The 20794-nt window shown below is 73.0% G+C and carries 20 protein-coding genes and 1 pseudogene; 10 read left to right on the forward strand and 11 right to left on the reverse strand.

Annotated elements, in window-relative coordinates:
• Positions 1-5: 5 nt before the first annotated feature.
• From ACIO9K_RS33420 to ACIO9K_RS33435, 4 genes are all read right to left on the reverse strand, one after another.
• The gene (locus ACIO9K_RS33420; RefSeq protein WP_400335420.1) at positions 6-2081 is read right to left on the reverse strand and encodes an RICIN domain-containing protein; all 2076 of its coding nucleotides are present in this window, start codon (positions 2079-2081) and stop codon (positions 6-8) included.
• Positions 2082-2184: 103 nt separating this feature from the next.
• A complete protein-coding gene (locus ACIO9K_RS33425) occupies positions 2185-4608 on the reverse strand; it encodes an RICIN domain-containing protein (protein WP_400335422.1) in 2424 nt (807 codons plus the stop codon).
• Positions 4609-4868: 260 nt separating this feature from the next.
• On the reverse strand, positions 4869-5618 hold the full coding sequence (locus tag ACIO9K_RS33430) for a sulfite exporter TauE/SafE family protein (protein ID WP_400335424.1): 750 nt from the start codon (positions 5616-5618) through the stop codon (positions 4869-4871).
• The gene (locus tag ACIO9K_RS33435; protein WP_400335426.1) at positions 5615-6043 is read right to left on the reverse strand and encodes a rhodanese-like domain-containing protein; all 429 of its coding nucleotides are present in this window, start codon (positions 6041-6043) and stop codon (positions 5615-5617) included. Before ACIO9K_RS33435 ends, ACIO9K_RS33430 begins: the two co-directional genes overlap by 4 nt.
• A gap of 726 nt (positions 6044-6769) precedes the next feature.
• Here ACIO9K_RS33435 and ACIO9K_RS33440 point away from each other — a divergent pair.
• Positions 6770-7327, forward strand: a complete 558-nt coding sequence (locus ACIO9K_RS33440) for a rhodanese-like domain-containing protein (protein ID WP_400335428.1) — start codon at positions 6770-6772, stop codon at positions 7325-7327.
• A 52-nt stretch (positions 7328-7379) separates the two neighbouring features.
• Here ACIO9K_RS33440 and ACIO9K_RS33445 read toward each other — a convergent pair whose 3' ends face one another.
• On the reverse strand, positions 7380-8009 hold the full coding sequence (locus ACIO9K_RS33445) for an HNH endonuclease signature motif containing protein (RefSeq protein ID WP_363622909.1): 630 nt from the start codon (positions 8007-8009) through the stop codon (positions 7380-7382).
• Positions 8010-8242: 233 nt separating this feature from the next.
• Here ACIO9K_RS33445 and ACIO9K_RS33450 point away from each other — a divergent pair, with 233 nt between their 5' ends.
• Positions 8243-8713: a hypothetical protein gene (locus tag ACIO9K_RS33450; protein WP_400335430.1), complete on the forward strand. Its 471-nt coding sequence runs from the start codon at positions 8243-8245 to the stop codon at positions 8711-8713.
• Positions 8703-9146, forward strand: a complete 444-nt coding sequence (locus tag ACIO9K_RS33455; protein WP_400335432.1) for a DUF6262 family protein — start codon at positions 8703-8705, stop codon at positions 9144-9146. Before ACIO9K_RS33450 ends, ACIO9K_RS33455 begins: the two co-directional genes overlap by 11 nt.
• 748 nt (positions 9147-9894) lie before the next feature.
• Here ACIO9K_RS33455 and ACIO9K_RS33460 read toward each other — a convergent pair.
• The 3 genes and pseudogenes from ACIO9K_RS33460 to ACIO9K_RS33470 all read right to left on the reverse strand — a co-directional run.
• A pseudogene (locus tag ACIO9K_RS33460) lies at positions 9895-10211 on the reverse strand (ribonuclease BN); the annotation flags it as partial.
• Positions 10212-10469: 258 nt separating this feature from the next.
• Positions 10470-11069 carry a cation transporter gene (locus ACIO9K_RS33465; RefSeq protein ID WP_400335434.1) on the reverse strand — a complete coding sequence of 200 codons (600 nt, stop codon included), beginning with the start codon at positions 11067-11069 and terminating at the stop codon, positions 10470-10472.
• A 127-nt stretch (positions 11070-11196) separates the two neighbouring features.
• Positions 11197-11856, reverse strand: a complete 660-nt coding sequence (locus ACIO9K_RS33470; RefSeq protein ID WP_400335436.1) for a TetR/AcrR family transcriptional regulator — start codon at positions 11854-11856, stop codon at positions 11197-11199.
• A gap of 111 nt (positions 11857-11967) precedes the next feature.
• On the opposite strand from ACIO9K_RS33470, the gene ACIO9K_RS33475 reads away from it, so the two are divergent.
• Positions 11968-12396, forward strand: a complete 429-nt coding sequence (locus ACIO9K_RS33475) for a nuclear transport factor 2 family protein (RefSeq protein WP_400335438.1) — start codon at positions 11968-11970, stop codon at positions 12394-12396.
• The gene (locus tag ACIO9K_RS33480) at positions 12393-13241 is read left to right on the forward strand and encodes an NAD(P)H-binding protein (protein WP_400335440.1); all 849 of its coding nucleotides are present in this window, start codon (positions 12393-12395) and stop codon (positions 13239-13241) included. The genes ACIO9K_RS33475 and ACIO9K_RS33480 overlap by 4 nt, the downstream gene beginning before the upstream one ends.
• 192 nt (positions 13242-13433) lie before the next feature.
• Here ACIO9K_RS33480 and ACIO9K_RS33485 read toward each other — a convergent pair whose 3' ends face one another.
• Entirely contained in the window at positions 13434-14081 is a 648-nt protein-coding gene (locus ACIO9K_RS33485; protein ID WP_400335442.1) for a TetR family transcriptional regulator, read from the reverse strand.
• 109 nt (positions 14082-14190) lie between these two features.
• Between ACIO9K_RS33485 and ACIO9K_RS33490 the strand changes: the two genes are divergently transcribed.
• The 4 genes from ACIO9K_RS33490 (at position 14191) to ACIO9K_RS33505 (ending at position 18592) form a co-directional block, all read left to right on the forward strand.
• On the forward strand, positions 14191-14718 hold the full coding sequence (locus ACIO9K_RS33490; protein ID WP_400335444.1) for an HXXEE domain-containing protein: 528 nt from the start codon (positions 14191-14193) through the stop codon (positions 14716-14718).
• A 205-nt stretch (positions 14719-14923) separates the two neighbouring features.
• Positions 14924-16705: an endo-1,4-beta-xylanase gene (locus tag ACIO9K_RS33495; protein WP_400335446.1), complete on the forward strand. Its 1782-nt coding sequence runs from the start codon at positions 14924-14926 to the stop codon at positions 16703-16705.
• A 37-nt stretch (positions 16706-16742) separates the two neighbouring features.
• Positions 16743-17927 carry a sensor histidine kinase gene (locus ACIO9K_RS33500; RefSeq protein ID WP_400335448.1) on the forward strand — a complete coding sequence of 395 codons (1185 nt, stop codon included), beginning with the start codon at positions 16743-16745 and terminating at the stop codon, positions 17925-17927.
• The gene (locus ACIO9K_RS33505; RefSeq protein WP_400335450.1) at positions 17924-18592 is read left to right on the forward strand and encodes a response regulator; all 669 of its coding nucleotides are present in this window, start codon (positions 17924-17926) and stop codon (positions 18590-18592) included. The genes ACIO9K_RS33500 and ACIO9K_RS33505 overlap by 4 nt, the downstream gene beginning before the upstream one ends.
• Before the next feature lie 127 nt (positions 18593-18719).
• On the opposite strand, the gene ACIO9K_RS33510 is transcribed toward ACIO9K_RS33505, so the two are convergent.
• Complete coding sequence (locus ACIO9K_RS33510) at positions 18720-19157, reverse strand: aquaporin (protein WP_400335452.1); 438 nt, start codon at positions 19155-19157, stop codon at positions 18720-18722.
• Positions 19158-19546: 389 nt separating this feature from the next.
• On the opposite strand from ACIO9K_RS33510, the gene ACIO9K_RS33515 reads away from it, so the two are divergent.
• On the forward strand, positions 19547-19750 hold the full coding sequence (locus tag ACIO9K_RS33515) for a cold-shock protein (RefSeq protein WP_363622932.1): 204 nt from the start codon (positions 19547-19549) through the stop codon (positions 19748-19750).
• 426 nt (positions 19751-20176) lie between these two features.
• Here ACIO9K_RS33515 and ACIO9K_RS33520 read toward each other — a convergent pair whose 3' ends face one another.
• Positions 20177-20719 carry a CGNR zinc finger domain-containing protein gene (locus tag ACIO9K_RS33520; RefSeq protein WP_400335454.1) on the reverse strand — a complete coding sequence of 181 codons (543 nt, stop codon included), beginning with the start codon at positions 20717-20719 and terminating at the stop codon, positions 20177-20179.
• Positions 20720-20794 lie beyond the last annotated feature (75 nt).

The raw sequence follows: 20794 nt of genomic DNA on the forward strand, positions 1-20794 counted from the left end.
TGAGGTCAGGACACGACGCTCCAGCCCTGTCCGGGGGCGGCGCCGTCGGCCGCGTCCGTGGTCACGGTCGAACCCGCCGTGCCGGTGCGGGCGTTGAGGACCAGGCCGGTGGCGACGTTGGTGACGGTGAGCGTGCCGGTGGCGCCGTCCTGGGTGACCCGCCACTCCTGCCAGCGGTTGCCGGGCGAGTAGTCGAGCAGGTAGGCGCTGTTGCCGGGGTCGGTGCCGGCGGCGAGCACGGTGTGCGCGTGGGTGGCGGTGGCGCAGTTGTCGGCGATCCGCACGGTGCCGTCCGGGTTGCTGGTGAAGGTCCACTGCTCGGAGGTGTGCGTGGGCCACCAGGTGTTGACGTCGGCGACGGCGCCGAGCGGCGAGCTACAGGTCCCCGCCACTTCGAGGACCAGCCCGCCGCTGCCGCCGGCGCCGATCGCGTGGTAGCGACCGTCGTCGACCACCGCGGCCGGCCCGGTGGCCGGCCGGGCGCTGAGCCGGTACAGCGCCACGCCGTGCGGGGCAACCGAGGCGCCGAGCGTGCCGGTGACGGTCGAACTCGCGCCCGTCCACAGCTCCTTGGCGGTGTAGCCGGGCCCGGTGAGGCCGAGTTCGCCGAGGCTGGTGCTCACCGTGCGGCTCGCGGCCGGGTCCTGGTTGACGAGCAGCACGGCGGTGTCGCCGTTCGCCAGCCGCCGCTGGAGGACGACCGGCGCGGTGGCGTTCGCGGGTTTGGCGCCGACCAGGGTGGCGGGCTTGGCCAGGGCGTCCTGGTCGATGGCTATGACGTCGCGGTTCTTCAGGATCGCCAGGCTCGCGGCGTCGATCCCGGTGGACCAGGTGTGGCCGTCCGCGCTGTGCTGGGACTGCGCGGCGGTGCGCAGGTCTGCGCCGGAGACCAGCGGGGCGGCGAGCATCGCGAGGACGGAGGTCTCGGTGCGGGACTCGTCGTCGGTGAACGGCTTGTGGCAGGTGCAGGTGTCGGTGGTGCCCCAGGCGCCGTAGACGTCCTGCCAGCCGGTGAACATCATGTCGAGGTCGTTCCAGCTGCCCGGGCGCACGTTGCCGGGGTACTGCAGCGCGGTCTGCAACTGCCCGTTCCAGAGCACCCCGTCGAGCTCGCTGTCGCGGTCGCCGCCGATCCGGCAGAGGTTGGCGACCTGGCCGCACCAGACGCCGGTCGGCGCGTAGCCGGGCGCCTGGAACGGCGCGGTGCCGGCGGCCTGCACCACCGGGTCGGTGCGCGCCGGGTCGTCGGCCGCGAGCAGGTACGGGACGCCGGTGTGGGCGGGCTGGGCGGAGACGCTGAGGGTGACCTTGGGCCGGCCCTGCGCGGCGGAGGCGGCGTCGAGGGCGTGCTGGAAGGCCTGGACGCGGGCGTAGACCGAGCGGGTGAGTTCCTTTCCCTCGCCCTGGGTGTAGTAGTTGTGGCCGTCCGGGCCGGTGATCTGTGGGCCGTAGGGGCAGTCGTCGTACTTGACGTAGTCGACGCCCCAGGAGACGAAGTCGCCCGCGTCGGTGCTCTCGTGGCCGAGGCTGCCGGGGTGCATCTGGCAGGTGAGGTAGGTGTCGGTGGCGTAGAGGCCGAACTTCACGCCCTTGCTGTGCGCGTACTGGGCGAGGTACTCGATGCCGTTGACGGTCCGCCCGTTGACGGTCTGTGACGGGAAGTGGTCCGGGCGGGGGATGAGGTGGCCGGAGGTGGGGTCGGTGCCGGTGCCGTCGGTGCCGGCGACGGGGTTTCCGGCGGTGTCGTAGAGCTGCATGGCGCCGTCGGCGTTGCGGACGAGGTCGGTGGTCTGGCCGTCGCGGTGCCAGAGCGACCAGCCGTCGTCGATGGTGACGGTGTCGTAGCCGGCCGCGACCAGGCCGTTGGCGGCCATGAAGTCGATGGTCTGGACGACCTGGTCCTCGGTGACCTCGGTGCCGAGGGAGTTCCAGGAGTTCCACCCCATGGGCGGGGTGAGGGCGTTGCCGTTGCCCAGGGCGGCGGCGGGGGCGGCCGTGCCGAGGGTGAGGGCGCCGAGGCCGGTGGCGGCGAGGGCCAGCGCGAGCACGGGTGCCGCGAGGCGGTGGGGGATGTGGCGCATGCGCACTCCTGCGGGTGTGGGGGAGGTGATGGTGCGTCGGGTGGTTCGGGGTGCGCGGCCGGCCGGTTGGGGGTCGGCCGGCCGCGGTACTGCGGTGTGGGGGTCAGTCGGTGACGGCGGCGCTCGCGGTGTGCCCGGGGGCGAGGGTGACGGTGGCGTAGGTGTAGGTCACGCCGTCGACGGTCCTGGTCCGGGTGGGCCGGGCCTTGCCGTCGACGGTGATCCCGCCGTGCGGGCCGGTGAAGCGGGCCTCCCAGGTGAGCGGCGCGCCGCCGGTGTTGGTGACGGTGCTGCTGCGGTGGCCGTCGTGCCGGACGGTGACCGAGCCGGCGCCGACCGGGATGTCGGCGACCTCCAGCCAGCCCATCGAGGCGGGCAGCCGGGAGGCGGTCACGAGGGTGTGCGCGGCGGCGTCGGGCTCGACGCCGAGCAGGCCCTGCACGGTCTGGCCGAGCAGGGTGAACGGGACCTCGGGGTAGTCGCCGTTGAGCATCCGGCCGCTCGCGTGGAGCTGGTCGACGCCCTGGTAGATCTGCCGCATCCACTTCCAGGCGGTGTCGCCGTCGTGGTTGGCGAAGAAGGCGTCCGGCAGGTAGGTGTAGGCCTCCAGGTTGGTCGAGCGCTGCGGGCCGGAGTCGGCGGCGTCGATGGCGGCGAGGAGGGCGTCCCGGCGCGGGCCGGGGTCGAGCAACTGCTTGACCGGCATCAGCACGCTGGACTCGTAGCCCCAGCCGGTCACCGGCTTGCCGGTGGTGTCGTAGCCGTGCACGACCTCGCCGGGCTGCTGCCGGTCCACGCTCCAGGTGGTGTTGACGTAGTCGCGCAGCGCGGTGGCGGCCTGCCGGTAGCCGGTGGCGGCGGCGGTGTCGCCCTTGGCGGTGGCCAGGGTCTCGGCGGCGAGGTACGCCTGGTACTGGGCGCCGATCGCGTCGCCGGCCTCGGCGTAGGTGCTGGTGGCGTTCTCGGCGTAGCTCGCGGTGCCGGCGAAGATGCTGCGGCTGGTGGCCTGCGGGATGGGGAGGCCGCCGTTGTCGACCGGGCCGGGGTGCTGGGCGATGAAGGGGCCGAGGGTGTTGCGGACGTAGCCGCTCAGCGCGGGGTCGTCGGCGTAGTCGCGGTCCCCCGTCCACCGGTAGGCCTCGCCGGCCTTCTCGACCAGCTCGAACGGCGCGGGCAGCTCGCGCACGAAGCGGTCGGGGCTCCGGTAGTCGATGCTGCCGTACGTCCTGGCGTCGAAGTTGAGCGCCCAGACCGGGTAGAGCTTGTTGGTCTCGGTGGCGGAGCCGGCGAAGCCGCGCAGCATGGTCTTGTTCTCGGCGTCCAGGCCGAGCAGGTGGGCGCCGACCAGCTGGTGGGCGAAGTCGCGGCTGTAGAAGTCGGAGCGGAACGGGTAGCCGGCCCAGTAGGTGGTGTCGTAGGTGGTGGTGCCGGTGCCGCCGGGGTTGTTCTCGTCCTGGTTGAGCACGCCGGTGGTGCCGGCCTGCTGCACCCAGCTGTTGGCCTTGGTCTTGGCCCAGTCGAACAGGGCGACGACCTCCGGGTCCGAGGAGCTGATCCTCGGGTCGCCGGGGGCGGACGGGGCGACGGAGGCGTCGTCCGCGTTGACCCAGCCGGTGGGGGAGGAGCCGATGCCGAGGGTGAGCCGGTCGCCGGCCGCGACGTGCACCCGGGGCAGGGTGTACTTCGCGTAGACGGGCTGCTCGGGCAGGGTCAGCGAGCGGACCACGGTGCCGTTGACGCTGACGGAGAAGGTGCCGCCGGCGCCGCCGGTGGCGATCCAGGCGGACAGGTCGTAGCTGCCGGCGGTGACGGCGGTGACCTGCTGGGCGATCCGGTGGCCGGAGCCGGCGTCCAGGTAGGCGAGGCGGGTGCCGCCGTGCGGGTTGTTGGTGGCGACGCCGGTGTGCTCGGTGAACGTCCAGCCGTCCGTGCCCTGTTCGAAGCCGGGGTCGGTGAGGGTGAGCGGTTCGCTGCGGGTGAGGGTCCAGCGGTGGGCGGGCCGGGCGTCGCAACGGCGGCGGTCGGCTGCGCTGCTCTGCTCGTGGTCGGCGGCGCCGTCTTGCTCGCGGTCGGCCGCCGTGGTGAGGCAGGCGCCGTGTGCGGTCAGGGTGTGACTCCCGCCCGGTGCCGGGGAGATGGCGAAGGTCTCGGCGGCGGGGTCGGTGCCGCAGTCGGCCGTGCCGGGGTGCCGCCCGGTGCCGTCGAGGGTCAGGCAGCGTCCGCTCGCGGCGTTGACCAGCCGGTAGCCGTCGGTGGTGCGGTGCAGTTGCCAGCGCTGGCTGAGCAGTCCCTGGCAGGCCGCGCCGACGACGGGCGTGCCGGCCGCCGGCTGCGCGTACTGCGGGCCGAGGCAGCCGCTGTCCAGGACGGAGCCGAGGACGTAGCCGCCGCCGTCGACCAGCGGGGCCGGGCCGTCGGCTCGGGCCGGTCCCGCGCCGACGGCTTGGACGGCGAGGACGGCCAGGACGGCCAAGCCCGAGGGCAGGGCGCGGACCGGTCGGCGGCGCGGGGCGCGGGTGGGGGGCATCGGGGCTCTCCTGTCGGACGGGTGGCGGTGCGTCAGGGGGCGGGGCGGCGTGCGCGGGCAGGGGTTTGAACGTTCAAATCGCCGGAGCGGCGCTGGGTGACATGTGCAATGTCACATGACTATCCGAGTCGCGTCAACGGTCGGCGCACGGTCGGCTGCCGCCCTCCGGACTCGTCCTCCGGTTCGCGCGCCGGGAGCCGGGGCCCGCCCGGCGTCGGTGCGGGGCGGTGGCCGGCATCAGCGCAGCGCGGCGACCGGCGTCAGCGCAGGGCGGTGACCAGCATCAGCGCGGCCACGCCGAGCAGGGCGAACGCGAAGGCCCGCTGGAGGGTGCGCCCGCTGAGCCGGTCGGCGAGCCGCTTTCCGTCCCAGGCGCCGAGGATCGCGGCCCCGGTGAAGGGTGCGGCCACGGCCCAGTCGATGGCGCCGGTCGCGCCGAGGCGGGGCAGCAGCGCGGCCAGCGCGTTGGCGGTGATCACCAGCAGGCTGGTGCCCACCGCCTCGGCCATGGTGAAGGCGAGCACCGAGACCAGCGCGGGGACGGCGAGGAACCCGCCCCCGACACCCAGCAGCCCGGTGACCGCGCCGAGCCCGGCGCCGGTCGCCGTCGAGCGGCCCCACCCGGCGGCGGAACGTTCCTGCGGGGCGGCCTTCGGCGGCACCAGCATCCGCCAGGCGGCCAGCCCGGCCAGCACCGCGAACGCGCCGGTCAGCAGCGCCCCGGGCAGGTGCGCCGAGAGCACCCCGGCGGCCGTGGCGGCGGGCAGCCCGGCGGCGGCGAACAGCGCGCCGGCGCGCCAGCGGACCCGGCCCGCCCGGGCGTGCGCGAGCAGGCCGGTCGGCGAGGTCGCGGCGACGATCACCAGGGCGGCGGCGGTGGCCAGGGCCGGGCTGAAGCCGAGCAGGTAGACCAGCGCGGGGACGGCGAGCATGCTGCCGCCCCCGCCGAGGCCGCCGAGGGCGAGGCCGACCACGGCCCCGGCGGCCAGCGCCAGGAGCAGCGCGGTCATATCGCGTCCCCGGCGTCCCCGGCGCCCCTGGAGTTCCCGTCGCCGCCGCTGCCGCCGCTGCCGCCGGTGCCGTCGCCGCCGCTGCCGCCGCCCGGCGTGGTGACCGGCAGTCCGGCCCGCTCCCAGGCGGTCATGCCGCCGACGACGTTCAGCACCTCGACGCCGCGTTCGGCGAGCAGCTGCGCCGCCCGCGCGGAACGGTTGCCCGAGTGACAGATCGCCAGGACGAGCCGTCCGCCCGCCTCGGGCGGCAGCGGTTCGCGGGCGGCCAGGGCGATCAGCGGCAGGTGGAGGGCGCCGGGGGCGTGGCCGGCCGTGAACTCGCCGCGTTCCCGGACGTCGAGCAGGACGGCTGTGCCGGCGCGGGCGAGCCGGTGGGCCTGGGCAGGGGTGGTCTGCCCGGGGTCGGGCGGCAGCGGGGGCATGCGGTTCTCCGGTGGTCTGGTCTGGTGCGGGCCGGACGGCGTCGGTCGGGCCGCCGCGGGGCGGCGCGCCGGGCGGGCGCCCCAGGGGCGTGGGCGCCTCCTCGGTTCCGCCCGTCTCCGACGGCGACGGGCGGCCCCGCGCAATGTCCACCATAGTACCCCTGGGGGTATTATCGACCTCGTTCGGTGATACCCCGCCCCGTATCGACCGCGGGGTCGTATGCTGGCACATATACCAGTGGGGGTATTGAGATCACGCCGAGGCGCCCGACGCCGCCCAGGAGGTTCCCCGTGCACTTCGCCCAGCTATCACGAGTCTGACGTTTCCGCCCAGCTCAGGGGCATGATCGACCATCCGGGGTCAGCAAAAGGTCAGCAAGATTCCCGGAGGTACCAGTCAGATGGCGACCGCAGGCCTCACCTGCGGCATGGGCAGCTTCTTCAAGGAGTGCGAGCATCCGGAGTCCCGCTGGAGCAAGTGCCCGCACGAGTGCAAGATCAGGTACCGCAATGGGGCGGGACGGCAGACGGAGGAGTCCGGCTTCGGCAACCAGGAGAAGGCCAAGGCCCGCCTCGCCGAGGTCTACCACGCGCGGAAGAACTCCCCGCAGAGCCAGCGCAAGGCGGACCGCATCAAGAAGTACGGCGGTATGCGCGCTCGACCCGGCCGCCGTCCGCGCCCTGACCGGCACCGAGTTCCTGCGCCTTCGCGCCGAGTGCACCCTGGTGGTCGACGGCCGCGACCCGGCCGCCTTCGCCGCCGGACACCTCGCGCAGTCGCTCAACGTCCCCGCTGATGGGCGTTTCGCCGAGCAGTCCGGCACCGTGCTCGCGCCGGAGCGCGAACTGCTGGTCATCGCCCCGGAGGAGCGCGGCGCGGAACTCGTCACCCGCCTGGCCCGGATCGGCTTCGACAAGGTGGCCGGCCACCTCGCCGACCCGGAGGAGGTCTTCCTCGCCCACCCCGAGCTGATGCGCCAGGGCGCCCGGCTCACCGTCCACACCCTGCGCGAGGAACTCGCCGGCCAGCAGCCCCCGCTGGTCGTCGACGTCCGCGGCGCCGGCGAACGCGAGGTCGGTGCCATCCCCGGCTCGCTCCACCTTCCGCTCGCCGAACTCCCGGCCCGCCACGGCGAACTGCCCACCGACCGCCCCGTCGTCCTGCACTGTCCCGGCGGCTGCCGCTCCTCGATCGCCGCCAGCATGCTGCGCCACCAGGGCCACCAGCGCGTCTACGACCTCATCGGCGGATACGGCGCCTGGGACGCCGCCCCGACGGCGTGACCGCGCCCGCGCGACGGTGCGCCGGGCCGCCCGGCGCACCGTATGCGCGAATCTACTGTCGGCGCTGTTCGGGGATTCCCGCGCGCCGCAGGTGCTCACGGATGAGCGTCGCGACAAGATCTCCCTCGGACAGGCCGGCGGCGAAGGCGGCGCGTGTGAAGGAGCCACGCTGTTCCTGAGGGAGGATCACCGCCCCGATGGCGGTGGCATCGGGGTGCCGCCAGCCGCAGCACATGCGGCGATGGCACTGGTCGGCAGATTCTGATCCGACGTTCGGCGTGGTCCACGGTTTGAACGGATACCGGGCCAGCATCGCCTCGCACTCCGCGAACCACTCCCACATCTCCTCCTTGTTACGGTGCCGTGCCGTTCCGAAATGGTGCCGGAACCAGTCGCGGCGGTCGGTGTTCCGCAACTCGCGCCTGACTTTCTCCACTCGGGCCTCGAATCCGAGAGCCATCCGCGTCGGCATCATGCGGGTGTCGAAGCTGACCTCCGGCCGCTCGCGGTGGAGCTTCTGGTCGGTGAACCACCGCTTCGCCGTGCGCTTTCCCTTCCAGCCGTTGCAGGGTTTGCAGGCGGGGATGAAGTTCCACCAGACGTCCGCACCCTCGTCTGCGACCGGCGTCTCGTGATCCAACGTCGTCGCGCGCAGGTTGAGCAGGAACTGCAGCACGCTCACCGTGGCGAGTTGGGCCGGTGACAGTCCGGCCGTCCGTCGCGCGGGCACCAGGCGTCGAAGTCCTCGTCGCGCGACAGCCCGTCCAGCCGGTCCCGCACCCACATCGCTGTGGTTCCACGGGGGTTACTCGCCCGCGCCACCCGCGCGGTCGCGGAAGGAACAAGCTCGCCAGAACGCGGGCGGAGAGACACCGGCTCACCTCGGAGAAGACGAACGGCGACGTCCCGCAGGAAGTGGTCCGGGTCCTGCTCGACTACGAGTCGTCCCGGATGACGGCCCACTACGCGCGGATCACCGACCAGACGGTGCGTCGGCGCTGGGAGGAGGCGATGAAGGTCAACATCAAGGGCGAACGCGCCGCACTGGACACCGACGGGCTGCTCGGCCAGGCCCAGTGGGCCAAGACCCGCTACGGCATCGCGACCCGGACGCTGCCCAACGGCCACTGCGGACTGCCCGTCCAGAAGACCTGCCCACACGCCAATGCCTGCCTGACCTGCCCGGTCTTCGTCACCGGCCCCGAGTTCCTGCCCGAACTCCGTGACCAGCGCACCAGGACCCTGACGCTGATCGACAATGCCACCAGCTGCGGACACACCCGCGTCGCGGAGATGAACCGGCAGGTCGCCGACAACCTCACTCGCATGATCGACCAGATGCAGGAGGACTCGGGCACGGGCGAGGAGAGCGCCGATGCGAGCTGACAACACCCACCTGATCACCGCCGCCGCAGCACGCCGAGCAGCAGCAACCCGGCAACACGCCACCAGGGCACTACGGCGCATGGACGCCGCGGGTGCTGCGATCACCTTCGAGACTGTCGCCCGCGAGGCCAAGGTCTCCCGGTCCTGGCTCTACAACCAGCCGGACATCAGATCCGAGATCGAGCGCCTCCGAGCCCGGCACCGCACGGTCCCCGCGGCCCGGCAGGTCCCTGACCGGCAACGGGCATCCGACGCCTCCATTCTTCGCCGTCTGGAAGCCGCCACCGCGCGAAACCAGCGATTGGAAGCGGAGAACCGCGAGCTCAGGGAGGCGTTGGCACTGGCGCTCGGCGAACGCCGCGTCGCCGACGTCCGAGGCACCGGAGTCAGCACAAGGGGCAGAACATCCACGACTGTCATCGGCCCGTGTTGACAGCTGGATATAGGAGGCACCGTCAATTCTTGTCGTTTGAGCGGGACTGCTGCCCCGTTCCTGCGGGAGAAGTGACCCCGAGCGTCTTGCCGTCCGCCCCGGCCCTCGCTACACCCTCGATCGCCAGACAAATTCCGAAAACACGGTCATGACTGGTCCAGCCGTTGACGCGTCCGCGATTGTTGCTGATCTGAACCCGCTTCCGGGCCTGGTCCACCGCTGACACCAAGTGCAAGTACACGGTCCCGGTGACCCGGGCGAGAACGATGTCTCCAACTTCCAGCTTCGACGGGTCAACCGGCGCGACGACCACCTGTTGCCGACTACGTATCAACGGAACCATCGAGGAGCCACTCGGTCGGAACTCCACGGTTGCCCCACCAGTGACTCTGCCTGCGACTGCATCCAACATGCCCATCCGCCGATAGTGCCCGACCAGGCCCCACCGCAGCGAAGCATTTCCGCTGCCGACGACAGCGCGGCACGTCGGCAGCAGGACCTCGGCGACACGCCGAGGTGCGTAATTTCACGGACGAGAACGCGGCACTGTCACCTGCGTCGAGGTAACTGACGGCATCCCCGACCTCCACCAGAGCGACGCCACGACACGTCACCACTCCCCGAGACCGCCGACCCCATGCCTGAACAGCGGAAACGCAGCCCTCAAACCCGGAAAGACAACAGCCACTGACCCCCGCGGGTGCGGGGAGGACTCAGTGGGCCTCGACGAGCTCCGGCAGGCCGCCGCTCACCTTCGTCGTCTCAGCGCGGCTGTCGCGCGCGGGAGTTCTTCGTGGAGCAGCCGGCCGGCCAGTGCGCCGCCGTACACGATGGCGCCGACGCCGACGAGCCAGGACTGGACGACGAGGACGGCTTCGACGGGGCCGTAGGCGAGGGTGCTGGTGGCGATCAGCGGTGAGGCACGAGCCGGGAGAAGAGTCTCAGGCCGAGCAGCCCGACCGTGTTGGCTACCGCACCGGGCAGCAGGGCTCTCCAGCCAACCCGTCCGCCGAGTGGCAGGTGTTGCGACCACCAGGTGAACAGGGCTGCGGTCAGCACCGCGGCGAAACCGCCGACGGGGCTTCAGAGGGTGTCGTCACCGTTCGGGCGGGTCCGGATGCTCGGCGGCCGTGTGCTGGCGGGCTTCGCAGAACGGGCCTCACGACGTACTGCGGATCCCGGGGCTGCTGAAGCCGACCCCGCTCGCACCGGCACGGCAACCGGGTACCCGACTCGAACGTGGGTCACGAACCAACTCCTGCCGCAGGGAAGCGAAGCAGCCGCCGGACACAACGCAAACCGCAACGATGACGGCGGTGCGACTCAGTGCTCGCCGGAGAAGATCTCCTTCGCCTCGCGGAGCGCGTAGTAGGCGAGTACGTAACCGGCCAGCGGGTCGGCCCACCACCAGCCGAGCGTGGTGTTCAGCAGGAGGCCCGCGAGGACCGCGACAGCGAGGAGGCCGTCGATCAGGGTCACCCGGCTCTCGGTCTTCAGCACCTGGTTGTCCAGCGCGGCGCCGGTTCGGGCCTTGCCGGCGGCCAGGGCGAACATCACGGCTGCCGTCACCGCGGTCCACCCGATGCCCAGTGACGAGTGGTGGGGGCGGAAGCCGGTGGCCAGCACGAAGGTGGACTGCACCAGCAGGTAGAGGGCCAGGAGCGTGAAGCCGCCGCCGATCAGGCGCAGCGCCCGTCGCTGCCGCGCCTCGCCGGTACCACTCAGTTCCCAGACCACCACCGCCGAGGCGCCGATCTCGATCAGGGAGTCGAGGCCGAAGCCGGCCAGTGCCACGGAACGGGCGGAGATCGCGGCCACCGCGAGTACGACGAAGCCTGCCACGTTCCAGGCCAGGGTCGTGCACTCCAGGGCGAACCCGCGGCGGAGCAGGGCCGTGCGAGCGGCGTCGTTGGAGGTGGTCATGCGTCGAGTGTCGCAGGCAGTTCCGCACGTTCGCCCGGCCCGGATCGAACGACGCCCGACCAGGACGGGATGGTTCGATGAACGGGCCGGCCCGGCGCAATGGGACGGGTAGCCGGCTCCGGACGCCTCATCGTCTCGTTTCTTCGACCGGGAGCCGGGGATCCGCGTGCTGCGGGCCTTCGGGTGCGGGTGCAGGTGTCGGGCGTGCGGTGGCGTCGAGGCACCGGGCGGTGAAGGCCTCCAACTGTGCCCGCAGTTCCTCGCGGGGCACCTGCTTCTCGCCCGCGAGGTGTTCGACGAGGTCTGCGCGGGTCGCCGCGAGCAGGGCATGGGCGGTGAAGTCCGGGTCGGCCAGGCCCGGGAGTCCGTGGAGCAGGTCGCGGAGGAGGGTGTGCCAGTGCTCGTAGTGGTCCGTGTGGTACGGGCTGTCGGCTCCCGTGCCCTCCAGGGCCAGGGCGAGGTGGCGGTTGTCGAGCTTGAAGCACAGGAGTGCGTCGAGCAGGGCCGGTACGCGCTCGGTGGGCGGGGTGGCGGGGCCCAGTGGGGGTGGGCCGGATCCGACGGCGGTCGTGAGGGGTTCGAGGCGCGTGCCGTAGAGGGCCCGGATGAGTCCGGTGCGGTCGCCGAAGGCGCGGAAGAGCGTTCCCTTGCCGACGCCGGCCGCTTCCGCGATGTCGGCCATGGTGACGTCCTCGGGGCTGCGGCAGTCGGTGAAGAGGGTGTCGGCGGCGGCGAGGGCGGCTGCCCGGTTGCGGGCCGCGTCCTTGCGGGGCTTGCGCTCGGGCATGGTCGTCCTCCGGTGGGTGGCAAGGGCCGGTTGCAAAGCGGACCAGCGGTCCGTATCTTTCAATGAAGCGGACCGCAGGTCCGTATCGTACGCGACCGAGGGACGGAAACCATGCTCGCGAACACCCGGCCGGCCGAGCTGTACCGCCACAGCCTGCGCCTGCTGCTGGACAAGGACATCGACGCCTGGGTCGGCCTGTGGGCCGAGGACGGCGTGATGGAGTTCCCCTTCGCCCCACCGGGTCGGCCGCGGCGACTGGAGGGGAAGGGCGCCGTCGCGGACTACATGCGCGACTACCCGGACCACGTCGACCTGCATGGCTTCCCCGACCTGCGGATCCACGAGACCGCGGACGCCGCGACGATCGTCGCCGAGATGCGCGGCGTGGGCCGCGTCGTGAAGGGCGGCGGCCCCTTCGAGATGACGTACATCGCCGTCGTGACCGTCCGGGGAGGGCGGTTCGCCGTCTATCGCGACTACTGGAATCCGCTCGTCCTGCAGCAGTCGGGCCTGGACTTCGCAGGGAGCAGCGCCTCATGACCGCCACCGCCACCACCCTCGTCACCGGGGCGACCGGCACCACCGGCAGCCGGACCGTCAGGCGAATGCTCGCCGCCGGACACCGCGTCAGGGCCGCGTCCCGGCGCGCGACCGCGCTGCCCGGTACGGATCCGGTGCGCTTCGACTGGTACGAGCCCGGCACCTTCGGGGACGCTCTCGCCGGAACGGACCGGGTCTACCTCGTGCCGCCCGTCGGCGAGCCGGACCCGGCGTCCGTCATGCTGCCGTTCCTCCGCAGGGCCCGCGCCGCGGGCGTGCGCCGGGCCGTGCTGCTCGGCTCGTCGGCCGTTCCGGTGGGCGGCCCTGCGGTGGGGCGGGTGCACCAGGCGCTGCCCGGCCTGTTCGACGAGTGGGCGGTGCTGCGGCCCTCGTGGTTCATGCAGAACTTCACGGGTGGGCACCTCCATGCTCGCAGCATCCGCGAGGACGGTGTCATCCGCACGGCGGCCGGGAGCGGGAGGGTCGGATTCGTCGACGCCGACGACATCGCCGCCGTGGCGGTCCACGCCCTCACCGACGACCGCGCACCGGACGGCGATCTCGTCCTGACCGGGCCGGAGGCGCTGAGTTACGACGATGCGGCCGCGATCGTCGGTGAGGTCATCGGACGTCCCGTGGTGCACCGCCACCTGACCTACGACGGCTTCCGGGACCACCTGGCCGCCGGGATGCCGCTCGGGTTCGCCGAACTCCTCGCGGGCCTGGACCGCGCGATCGCCGGGGGAGCGGAGGACCGCACCACCGACACCGTGCGGCGCCTCACCGGCCGCTCGCCGCACGGCTTCCGGCAGGTTGTGGAGCGGGAGTTGACGCGAGGGCGATGACCGGCCGGGGGGGGCGCGGGACCGCCGGGCCCGGCGGCCCCGCGCCTGGGCCCGGCGGTCCCGTTGCCGGCGCGGCGAAGGGGGCATGGCAATCGCTGTCATCGTCGGAGACCCGTAAGGCCGTGGGGTCGTAAGGCCATGGGGCCGTGGGACCGCCTGCCGCGGGATCGGCTGGTCCGTGGCAGGCGGTGCTCAGCCCTGCGTGTCGCCCTCCGGCCGTCGTTGCGGGGCAAGGAGTTCGTGGAGGGCGGGGGCGATGACGGCCGCGATGTGCTCGGGGGAGGCTTCCTCCAGGGGCGGGAAGCGGAGGACGTGGCGGCCGATGCCGATGCCGAGGGCGATCGAGCCGAGCAGGGCGGCCTTCAGCTGTGCTTCCTCGCCCGGGATCGCGACCACCATGGGGTCGCCGTCCGGGTCGGCGAGGAAGGCGGCCCGCAGCGTGGACCAGGCCTGTTCGTGGGAGAGCATGGCGCGGACGACGTGGAGCGCGCTGCCGCCGGTGTCCTCCAGGGCGTGGAGGAAGTCGAGCAGCATCCGCTCCCCGAGTCCCTCGCCGGTGTCGCCGCCCGTGCCGCCCTCGTCCTGCCACTGGGCGCCGCGCAGTTGGAACTGCTCGATGACCGCGCGGGTGAACAGCGACTCCTTGGACGTGAACCAGCGCATCACCAGTGATGCGTCGACGCCCGCCCGTGTGGCGATGGCGCGCACGGTGGTCGCGTCGTAGCCGTCCCGGCGGAAGAGTTCCCGGGCGGCGGACAGTACCGCCTGCTCTCCGCGCTCGCGGCGCTCTGCTCTGGAGGAGGCGAGCGGTGCGTCGGGCGTTTCGGCTGATGTCGACATGGTCGAAGCCTACCCGACTTGATCAACGCCGTTGACCGAATCGGAGCCGGGAGCTAATTTGAGTCAACGCCGATGACCCAATCTTCAACCGATGTGTGAGCAGGGGAACATGACGATGGACCTGGTACGGGCACGAGTCGACGCCCGGTGGTGGATCTGGGGGCTGCCGCTCTCCTTCGCGGTGCACGACGGGGAGGAGGCCGTCGCGATCGTGCTCGACGGCGGCCTGGACCAAGGCGGCATACGTTTCACCGTCGCGCAGTCCCTCACCGCGATCCTGGCGGAGTTCGCCGTGGTCTGGGCCCTCACCCTGTTCGCCGACCGCGCCCTGCGGGCCGGACACACCGGGCGTACCGGTCCCGGCGGTTGGGCGCTCGACGCCTACGCCGCCCTGCTGGGCGGCTGGACCCTGCACGGACTCCACCACATCTATCTCGGGCTCAGCGGCAGCGGCTACCCGCTCGGAGTGATCACCGCCCTGCCCGCAGTGGTGCTCTACGGCGCACTGACCTACGCGGCACTGCTGCGCGCCGGGCTGCTCGACAGGCGGCGGACGGTGCTCAGTCTGATCGCCGGGGCGCCCGCCGCCGTCCTGCTCGTCGCCGCCGCCCTCACCTTCGGCCGCCTCACCTCCTGAGCGCGGACGGTCCTCGCGGGAGCCCCGCGAGGACCGCTCCGACCCGCCCGAGCAGTCGCCGAGAGCGACGCCCCAGGGTGGCGCGGGTGGCGCTGTGTCAACCAAGGGACCATCTCGATCTCCGCCTCCCGGCCGACCGAACCTCACCTTCCCCGTTCTTAGGGTTGGTGTGTACCCCGCCGAAGCCCCTGACAGGAGCCCACCCGTGCCTTCCGCACCTGCACCCGCCACCGTCCCGAGCAGGGCCGCCGCGCTCGCCTCCCTCGCTCTCGCCGGTGTCCTCGTCATCGCAGCCTGCGACGCGCCCGGTGGTGGTGGCGCGGCCCCGTCACCGACCGTCACTGCCCCCACCGGGGGCGCCGTCACCCCGGCCGACCCGGTCGGCGGTACGGACCTGCTGGGCGGCGGGCACGACTGGTCGCACTTCGCCGGCGCCACCGCCGGGCCGGACGGACTCCGGATCCGCCCGCTCGGCCGGATGATCGTCCGGCAGGACGGCTCCGGCGGCCAGCCCAACCCCCCGGTCAACCTGCGCGGCCCGCACCTGGAGACCAGTGGCGACTTCGAGCTGACCGCAGACCTGCGCGGCACCTCGCACGCCGGCGCCTACCTCCAGCTCTACGGCGAGCTTCCGGTGGTCTACGACGAGTGGCGCCAGGAGCGGCGCAGCGTGCGGCTCGGCGTGGTGGACGGGCGGCTGGAGGTGGCAGTCTTCGACGGGACGAAGGCGGACCCGGCGTTCGTCCGGACCTTCGGCTCGGGTCTGCCGGACGACGTCACGCTGACCGTGAGCCGTCACGGCGACGCCCTTCGGTTCGCGGTCGGCGGCGGGGTGCTCGGTGAGCTGCCGGCCGTCGGGGCGTTCGGCTCGACGCAGGTCTGGTTCGGGGCGGACGCCGCTGTCGGCGGCCAGGGCTGGCGGCTCGCCGCCCTGCGGGTGCGGCCGTTGGAGGGCGGGGCCGTCGCCGTGGTGGACGGTGCCCCGTCGGCCGAGCAGCGGCCCGAGGCGGACTCGCTGCGCGCGCTGGGCGCGGGCCGGCCCCGCCCGCTGGGCGTCGGTGCTGCCGCCGCGAGCGCGCCGCTGGCGACCGACCAGGCCTACCGGTCGCTGCTGGCCGGGCAGTTCTCCGTGCTGACGCCCGAGAACGACATGAAGCCGCAGTTCGTCCACCCGCAGAAGGACGTCTACGACTTCACCGAGGGCGACAGCCTGGTCGACTTCGCCGCCGCCAACGGCATGCAGGTGCACGCCCACACCCTGGTCTTCGGTGAGGCGCTGCCGCGCTGGATGCGCGAGACGCCGGCGGGTGGGCGCGAGAAGGTGATGCTGGATCACATCGCCGAGGTGGCAGGCCACTTCAAGGGGAAGGTCGCCGAGTGGGACGTGGTCAACGAGCCGATGTCCGTCGAGGAGGGGGACTACGGTCCGGGCCGGGACGGGCTGCGCCGGCACGTCTGGCAGCAGGCGATGGGCGAGCGCTACATCGACAAGGCGTTCCGGGCCGCCCGCGCGGCCGACCCGGATGCCAAGCTGTACCTCAACGAGTTCGGCCTGGAGGAGGACGGTGCCCGCTGGGACGCCTTCCTCGCGCTGGTGAAGCGGCTCAAGCAGCGTGGTGTGCCGGTGGACGGGGTCGGCTTCCAGTCGCACATCCACGCGTCCGGCGACCATGTGAAACCGGAGACGCTGGCCGACCACTTCAAGGACCTCGCCGAACTCGGGCTCGCGGTGCGGATCTCCGAGATCGACGTGCACGGCGAGGACCGGCAGGCGCAGGCCGGCCAGTTCGGTCTGGTCGCCGAGGTCTGCGCGCAGACGCCGGGTTGCACCTCCTTCGGTACCTGGGGCGTGGGCGACCGCTACGGCTCCACCGCCGCGCACGACAGCTACCCGCTCGCCCCGGGGGACGAGCTGATGTGGGACACCGAGCTGAGGCCGAAGCCGGCCGTGGCCGCCGTCCGGGACGCCCTGGGCGCGGGCAGGTGATCACCGGCAGGTCACCCGGGCATGATCCAATGCCCTCATGCAGCAGCCCGCCGACCAGCCGAAACCCGATCCCGCCACGACGGTGGCGGGCCCCTACCCGCGGCTGCCCCGGCCGGTCGTCGACCTCGTACCCCCGGTGCTGATCCTCCTGCTGCTCGTCCCGCTGGCCGCCGCCGACCCGGACGTCGGGCCGACCGGCTCGCCGGCCGTCAACGCGGCCCTGATGGCGGGCGGCGCGCTCGCCCTGGCCGCCCGGCGGCGGGCGCCGCTGGCGGTCACCGCGGTCACCTTGCTCAGTGGCCAGCTGCCGCTCGCCGTCGCCCTGTACGGGCTGGCCGCCCGGCGCGGCCCCACCCGTGCGCTCGCGGTGCTCGGCGTCCTCGCCGGACTGCGGCTGACGATCCCGTTCGACCTCGGCGACCTCACCACGCTCTCCACCCTCGCCACCGTGGTCGAGGACCCGCTGGTGTTCGGCGCGGTGCCGCTCGTCCTCGGCCTGGCCGCCCACCAGCGGGCCCGCGCCGTCACCGTGCTCGCCGAACGCAACCGGCTGCTGGAGGAGGCTCGCCGGTACGGCGAGGAGCGGGCCGCCGCCGCCGAACGCGCCCGGCTGGCCCGCGAGATGCACGACGTCGTCTCGAACCGGGTCTCACTGATCACCCTGCACGCCGGCGCCTGCTCGCACGCGGCCGCCGACGATCCGGTGACCGTCGGGGAGACCCTGGAACTGATCCGCGGCCTCGGACTCCAGGCGCTCACCGAACTGCGCGGACTGCTCGGGGTCCTCACCCCGGCCTCGGAGGACGCCCCGTCGCTGAGCGGCCTGCCCGCCCTGGTCGGGGAGTCCCGACAGGCCGGCCTCGCCGTGACACTCACCGTGGCGGGCGCGGGGGAGGGCGTGCCCGAGCCCGGCCCGGCCGTCCAGTACGCGGCGTACCGGATCGTCCAGGAGGCGCTGACCAACGTGCACAAGCACGCCCCGGCCTCCACCGCCACCGTCACCGTCGAGGTCCGCCCGGACGGGCTGCGGGTGGCCGTGGTCAACACCGGGGGCACGTCCGCCGAAGGCCCCGGGCTGCCCTCCGGCGGGCACGGTCTGGACGGCATGCGCGCCCGGGCCGGCGATCTCGGCGGCACCCTGGAGGCGGGGCCCACCCCCGGCGGCGGCTTCGCCGTCCGGGCCGGGCTGCCGCTCGCCGCGATCGCGGGAGCCGCCGCGTGATCAGCGTCGTCCTGGCCGACGACGAGACCATGGTCCGCGCCGGGCTGAAGCTGCTCCTGCGGGCGGAGAGCGACATCGCGATGGTCGCGGAGGCCGCCGACGGGGAACAGGCGCTGACCGCACTCGCCGATTACCGGCCCGACGTGCTGCTGCTCGACCTGCACATGCCCCGGCTCGACGGCCCGGGCGTGCTGCGGGCCCTGAGGGCGCTGCCCGAGGCGGCGGGCGGGACCCGCGTCCTGGTGCTGACCACCTTCGACGGTGACGAGCACCTCTTCCCCGCCCTGCACGCGGGCGCCGCCGGCTACCTGCTCAAGTCCTCACCGCCCGACGAACTGCTGCGCGGCATCCGGGCCTGCGCGGCCGGCGAGACGGTGCTCTCCCCCCGGGTCGCAGGGCGGGTGGTGGCCCGCATGCTCCAGCAGGACAGCGCGCTGGCCGGGCACACCCCCGCCTCCGCCGAGGCCGCGCTGGCCGGCCTCACCGACCAGGAGCGGGCGGTGCTCGACCTGTTGACCGAGGGCCTGCCCAACGCGGCGATCGGCGAGCGCCTCGGCCTGTCCGTCTCGACGGTCAAGACCTACGCGAGCCGGGTCAACGCCAAACTCGGTGTGACCAGCCGGTTGCAGGCGGCCCTGCTCCTGCAACGCCTGCGCTCGGGCTGACCGGTCGTCGGTCCGGCGGGCGGCGCACAGAACACCGGCCCCGGCCGCCGGGCCCGATGCCGGTACACCGGACGAGGGCGGGAGCCGCGTCGCCGCCCGCACCCGGCTCCTTCCGGAGCGGTGCCGGTCAACCGGACCGGTGGGAAGGCCGGCTACCCCCGTCGTCCTCCGTGCCCTGCACGGCGCGGGTGGCCTCCGGGCTCGGCGGGCCCCGAAGGATCCGGGCCAGCGGCACCGCGAGTAGGGCCCCGGCGAGCGGCCCGACGAGGTAGATCCACACCGGACCGCCGTGACCGCCGACCACCACCGGCGCGAGGCTTCGCACCGGGTTCATCGAGGCGCCCGACGCCGGCCCCGCCCACAACCCGGCCAGCGCGATGTAGCCGCCGATGGCGATCGCCGCGTTGTGGCCGATGTTCCGCGCCCCCGAGGACGTACCGAGGATGACCGTCATGAGGCCGAAGGTCAGAAGGGCCTCCAGCGCCAGTCCGGCACCCCATCCGATACCCGGCCCGAGGCGGCTTGCTCCCACCTGGCCGCTGCCGCCGAAGAGCGCCCGCAACACGCCTGTGCACCATGGCGCTCGGCTCCCGTGAGCCGCTGCTACTGGTCATCGCTCTCCTCCGAGGTCGGTTCCTCTCCCAGGTCTGCCGGTGCGAGGCCCCCCGCATCCGTTCGGCAGGGGAGTCCCGCCCGTGTTCGCCACCGCCGGCGGCTCGACACGGCCGGAGCGCGTACGGCGCCACAGCCTCGCCGCTCCGTGTCGGGTTCGACTCCCTGGCTGAGGAGTCCGCTGCGGTGTAACGTTTTGATCAAGCTGTCGTGGTTCCGAAGTCATCGCCTGCGGTTGCGTGCCGTGTGCGTTCTTGCTGTTCGACGCCTTTCCGGACCAGGGCGATCACCTTCGGGCCCGCACCGGTGGGATCCCGATCAGTTCCCACGAAGGACAAGCGCATGGCTACCGGCACTGTGAAATGGTTCAACGCCGAAAAGGGCTTCGGCTTCATCGAGCAGGACGGCGGCGGCCCCGACGTGTTCGCCCACTACTCGAACATCGACGCCCAGGGCTTCCGTGAACTCCAGGAGGGCCAGAAGGTGGCCTTCGACGTCGTGCAGGGCCCGAAAGGCCCGCAGGCTGAGCACATCCGCCCCGCCTGACAGCAGCGCATGAGGGGGCGCCCCGCACGTACCCGCGTGCGGGGCGCCCCCGAGTCTCGGGGAACGGATCCCGTCGCACTGCTCGGTTCGGACGGACCGGCGAACGTTCGGGCCCCTCACGGCCGGGGGACTGCCCGCCACACCGCATGCACCTGTGGTCCGGGTCCACGCCGTCGCCCGCACGCCCACCCCGGCGGGGTCCATCATCTGCCCGACGAGACCCTGGTCTTCCCCGCCCACGGCGCAGGCTCCGCCTGCGGCCGGAGCCTGTCCGCCGACCGCCGCCTCGTCCTCCACTGCGCCGGCGGCCTCCGTTCGTCCGTCGCCGCGAGTGAGCCACCACGGCCACGCCGAGGCCTGCGACCTGCTCGGCGGCTACGCGGCCTGGGAGTCCGCCCCGGCCGGCCGAACGGTAGGGGCGGGCCGTCAGCCGGTGGCGCGCTGGGCCCGGTGGGCGGCGACCCGCACCCGGGTGGCGCAGCGCGGGGTGCAGAAGCGCTGCGGGGTGCGGCGGCCGGTGTCGACGAAGAACCGGTCGCAGTCGGGGGCGGCGCACTCGCCCCAGGCGCAGGTGCCGCGCTCGCTGAGCCACAGGCCGAGGGCCAGGGCGGAGGTGGAGAGAAGCCAGTGGGTGAGGCCGGCGGCCGGGGGCGCCTGGGTGTGCATCGACCAGGGGCGGCCGGGGAGGCGGACGAGGCGGGGGCGGGCCGGGTAGTGGTCGAGCAGGGTGTTGATCGCTTCGGCCGCCTCGTCCTCGCCGTGGAGGGCGAGGATGCCGATCAGCGGGGCGGCGGCTTCGCGCAGCTCCCTGGCGTCGGCGTCGGTGAGCCGGAAGGGCGGGCCTCCGTGGCGTTCCAGGAGGGCTTGCAGATCGGCGGCGCCCGCCTCGGGGTCGGCGCGGACGGTGTTCGCGAGCTCGGTGACGAAGTGGAGGCCGCGGGGGTTGCCGCCGTCGTGGTCCTGGGTCATGGGTGCGCCCCTTCCGATCGTTTGCGCACCCCATGGTAACGTCGAAATCAAAGATTAGGCGTTACGAAGGAGTGG

Source organism: Kitasatospora sp. NPDC087271, assembly GCF_044744605.1.
Lineage (GTDB): Bacteria > Actinomycetota > Actinomycetes > Streptomycetales > Streptomycetaceae > Kitasatospora.

What these genes read in the sequence shown, in the direction of transcription:
- ACIO9K_RS33420 (WP_400335420.1), bottom strand. Translation starts at nt 2,081, where the DNA reads ATGCGCCACATCCCCCACCGCCTCGCGGCACCCGTGCTCGCGCTGGCC.
- ACIO9K_RS33425 (WP_400335422.1), bottom strand. Translation starts at nt 4,608, where the DNA reads ATGCCCCCCACCCGCGCCCCGCGCCGCCGACCGGTCCGCGCCCTGCCC.
- ACIO9K_RS33430 (WP_400335424.1), bottom strand. Translation starts at nt 5,618, where the DNA reads ATGACCGCGCTGCTCCTGGCGCTGGCCGCCGGGGCCGTGGTCGGCCTC.
- ACIO9K_RS33435 (WP_400335426.1), bottom strand. Translation starts at nt 6,043, where the DNA reads ATGCCCCCGCTGCCGCCCGACCCCGGGCAGACCACCCCTGCCCAGGCC.
- ACIO9K_RS33455 (WP_400335432.1), top strand. Translation starts at nt 8,703, where the DNA reads ATGCGAGCTGACAACACCCACCTGATCACCGCCGCCGCAGCACGCCGA.
- ACIO9K_RS33465 (WP_400335434.1), bottom strand. Translation starts at nt 11,069, where the DNA reads ATGACCACCTCCAACGACGCCGCTCGCACGGCCCTGCTCCGCCGCGGG.
- ACIO9K_RS33470 (WP_400335436.1), bottom strand. Translation starts at nt 11,856, where the DNA reads ATGCCCGAGCGCAAGCCCCGCAAGGACGCGGCCCGCAACCGGGCAGCC.
- ACIO9K_RS33475 (WP_400335438.1), top strand. Translation starts at nt 11,968, where the DNA reads ATGCTCGCGAACACCCGGCCGGCCGAGCTGTACCGCCACAGCCTGCGC.
- ACIO9K_RS33480 (WP_400335440.1), top strand. Translation starts at nt 12,393, where the DNA reads ATGACCGCCACCGCCACCACCCTCGTCACCGGGGCGACCGGCACCACC.
- ACIO9K_RS33485 (WP_400335442.1), bottom strand. Translation starts at nt 14,081, where the DNA reads ATGTCGACATCAGCCGAAACGCCCGACGCACCGCTCGCCTCCTCCAGA.
- ACIO9K_RS33490 (WP_400335444.1), top strand. Translation starts at nt 14,191, where the DNA reads ATGACGATGGACCTGGTACGGGCACGAGTCGACGCCCGGTGGTGGATC.
- ACIO9K_RS33500 (WP_400335448.1), top strand. Translation starts at nt 16,743, where the DNA reads ATGCAGCAGCCCGCCGACCAGCCGAAACCCGATCCCGCCACGACGGTG.
- ACIO9K_RS33515 (WP_363622932.1), top strand. Translation starts at nt 19,547, where the DNA reads ATGGCTACCGGCACTGTGAAATGGTTCAACGCCGAAAAGGGCTTCGGC.
- ACIO9K_RS33520 (WP_400335454.1), bottom strand. Translation starts at nt 20,719, where the DNA reads ATGACCCAGGACCACGACGGCGGCAACCCCCGCGGCCTCCACTTCGTC.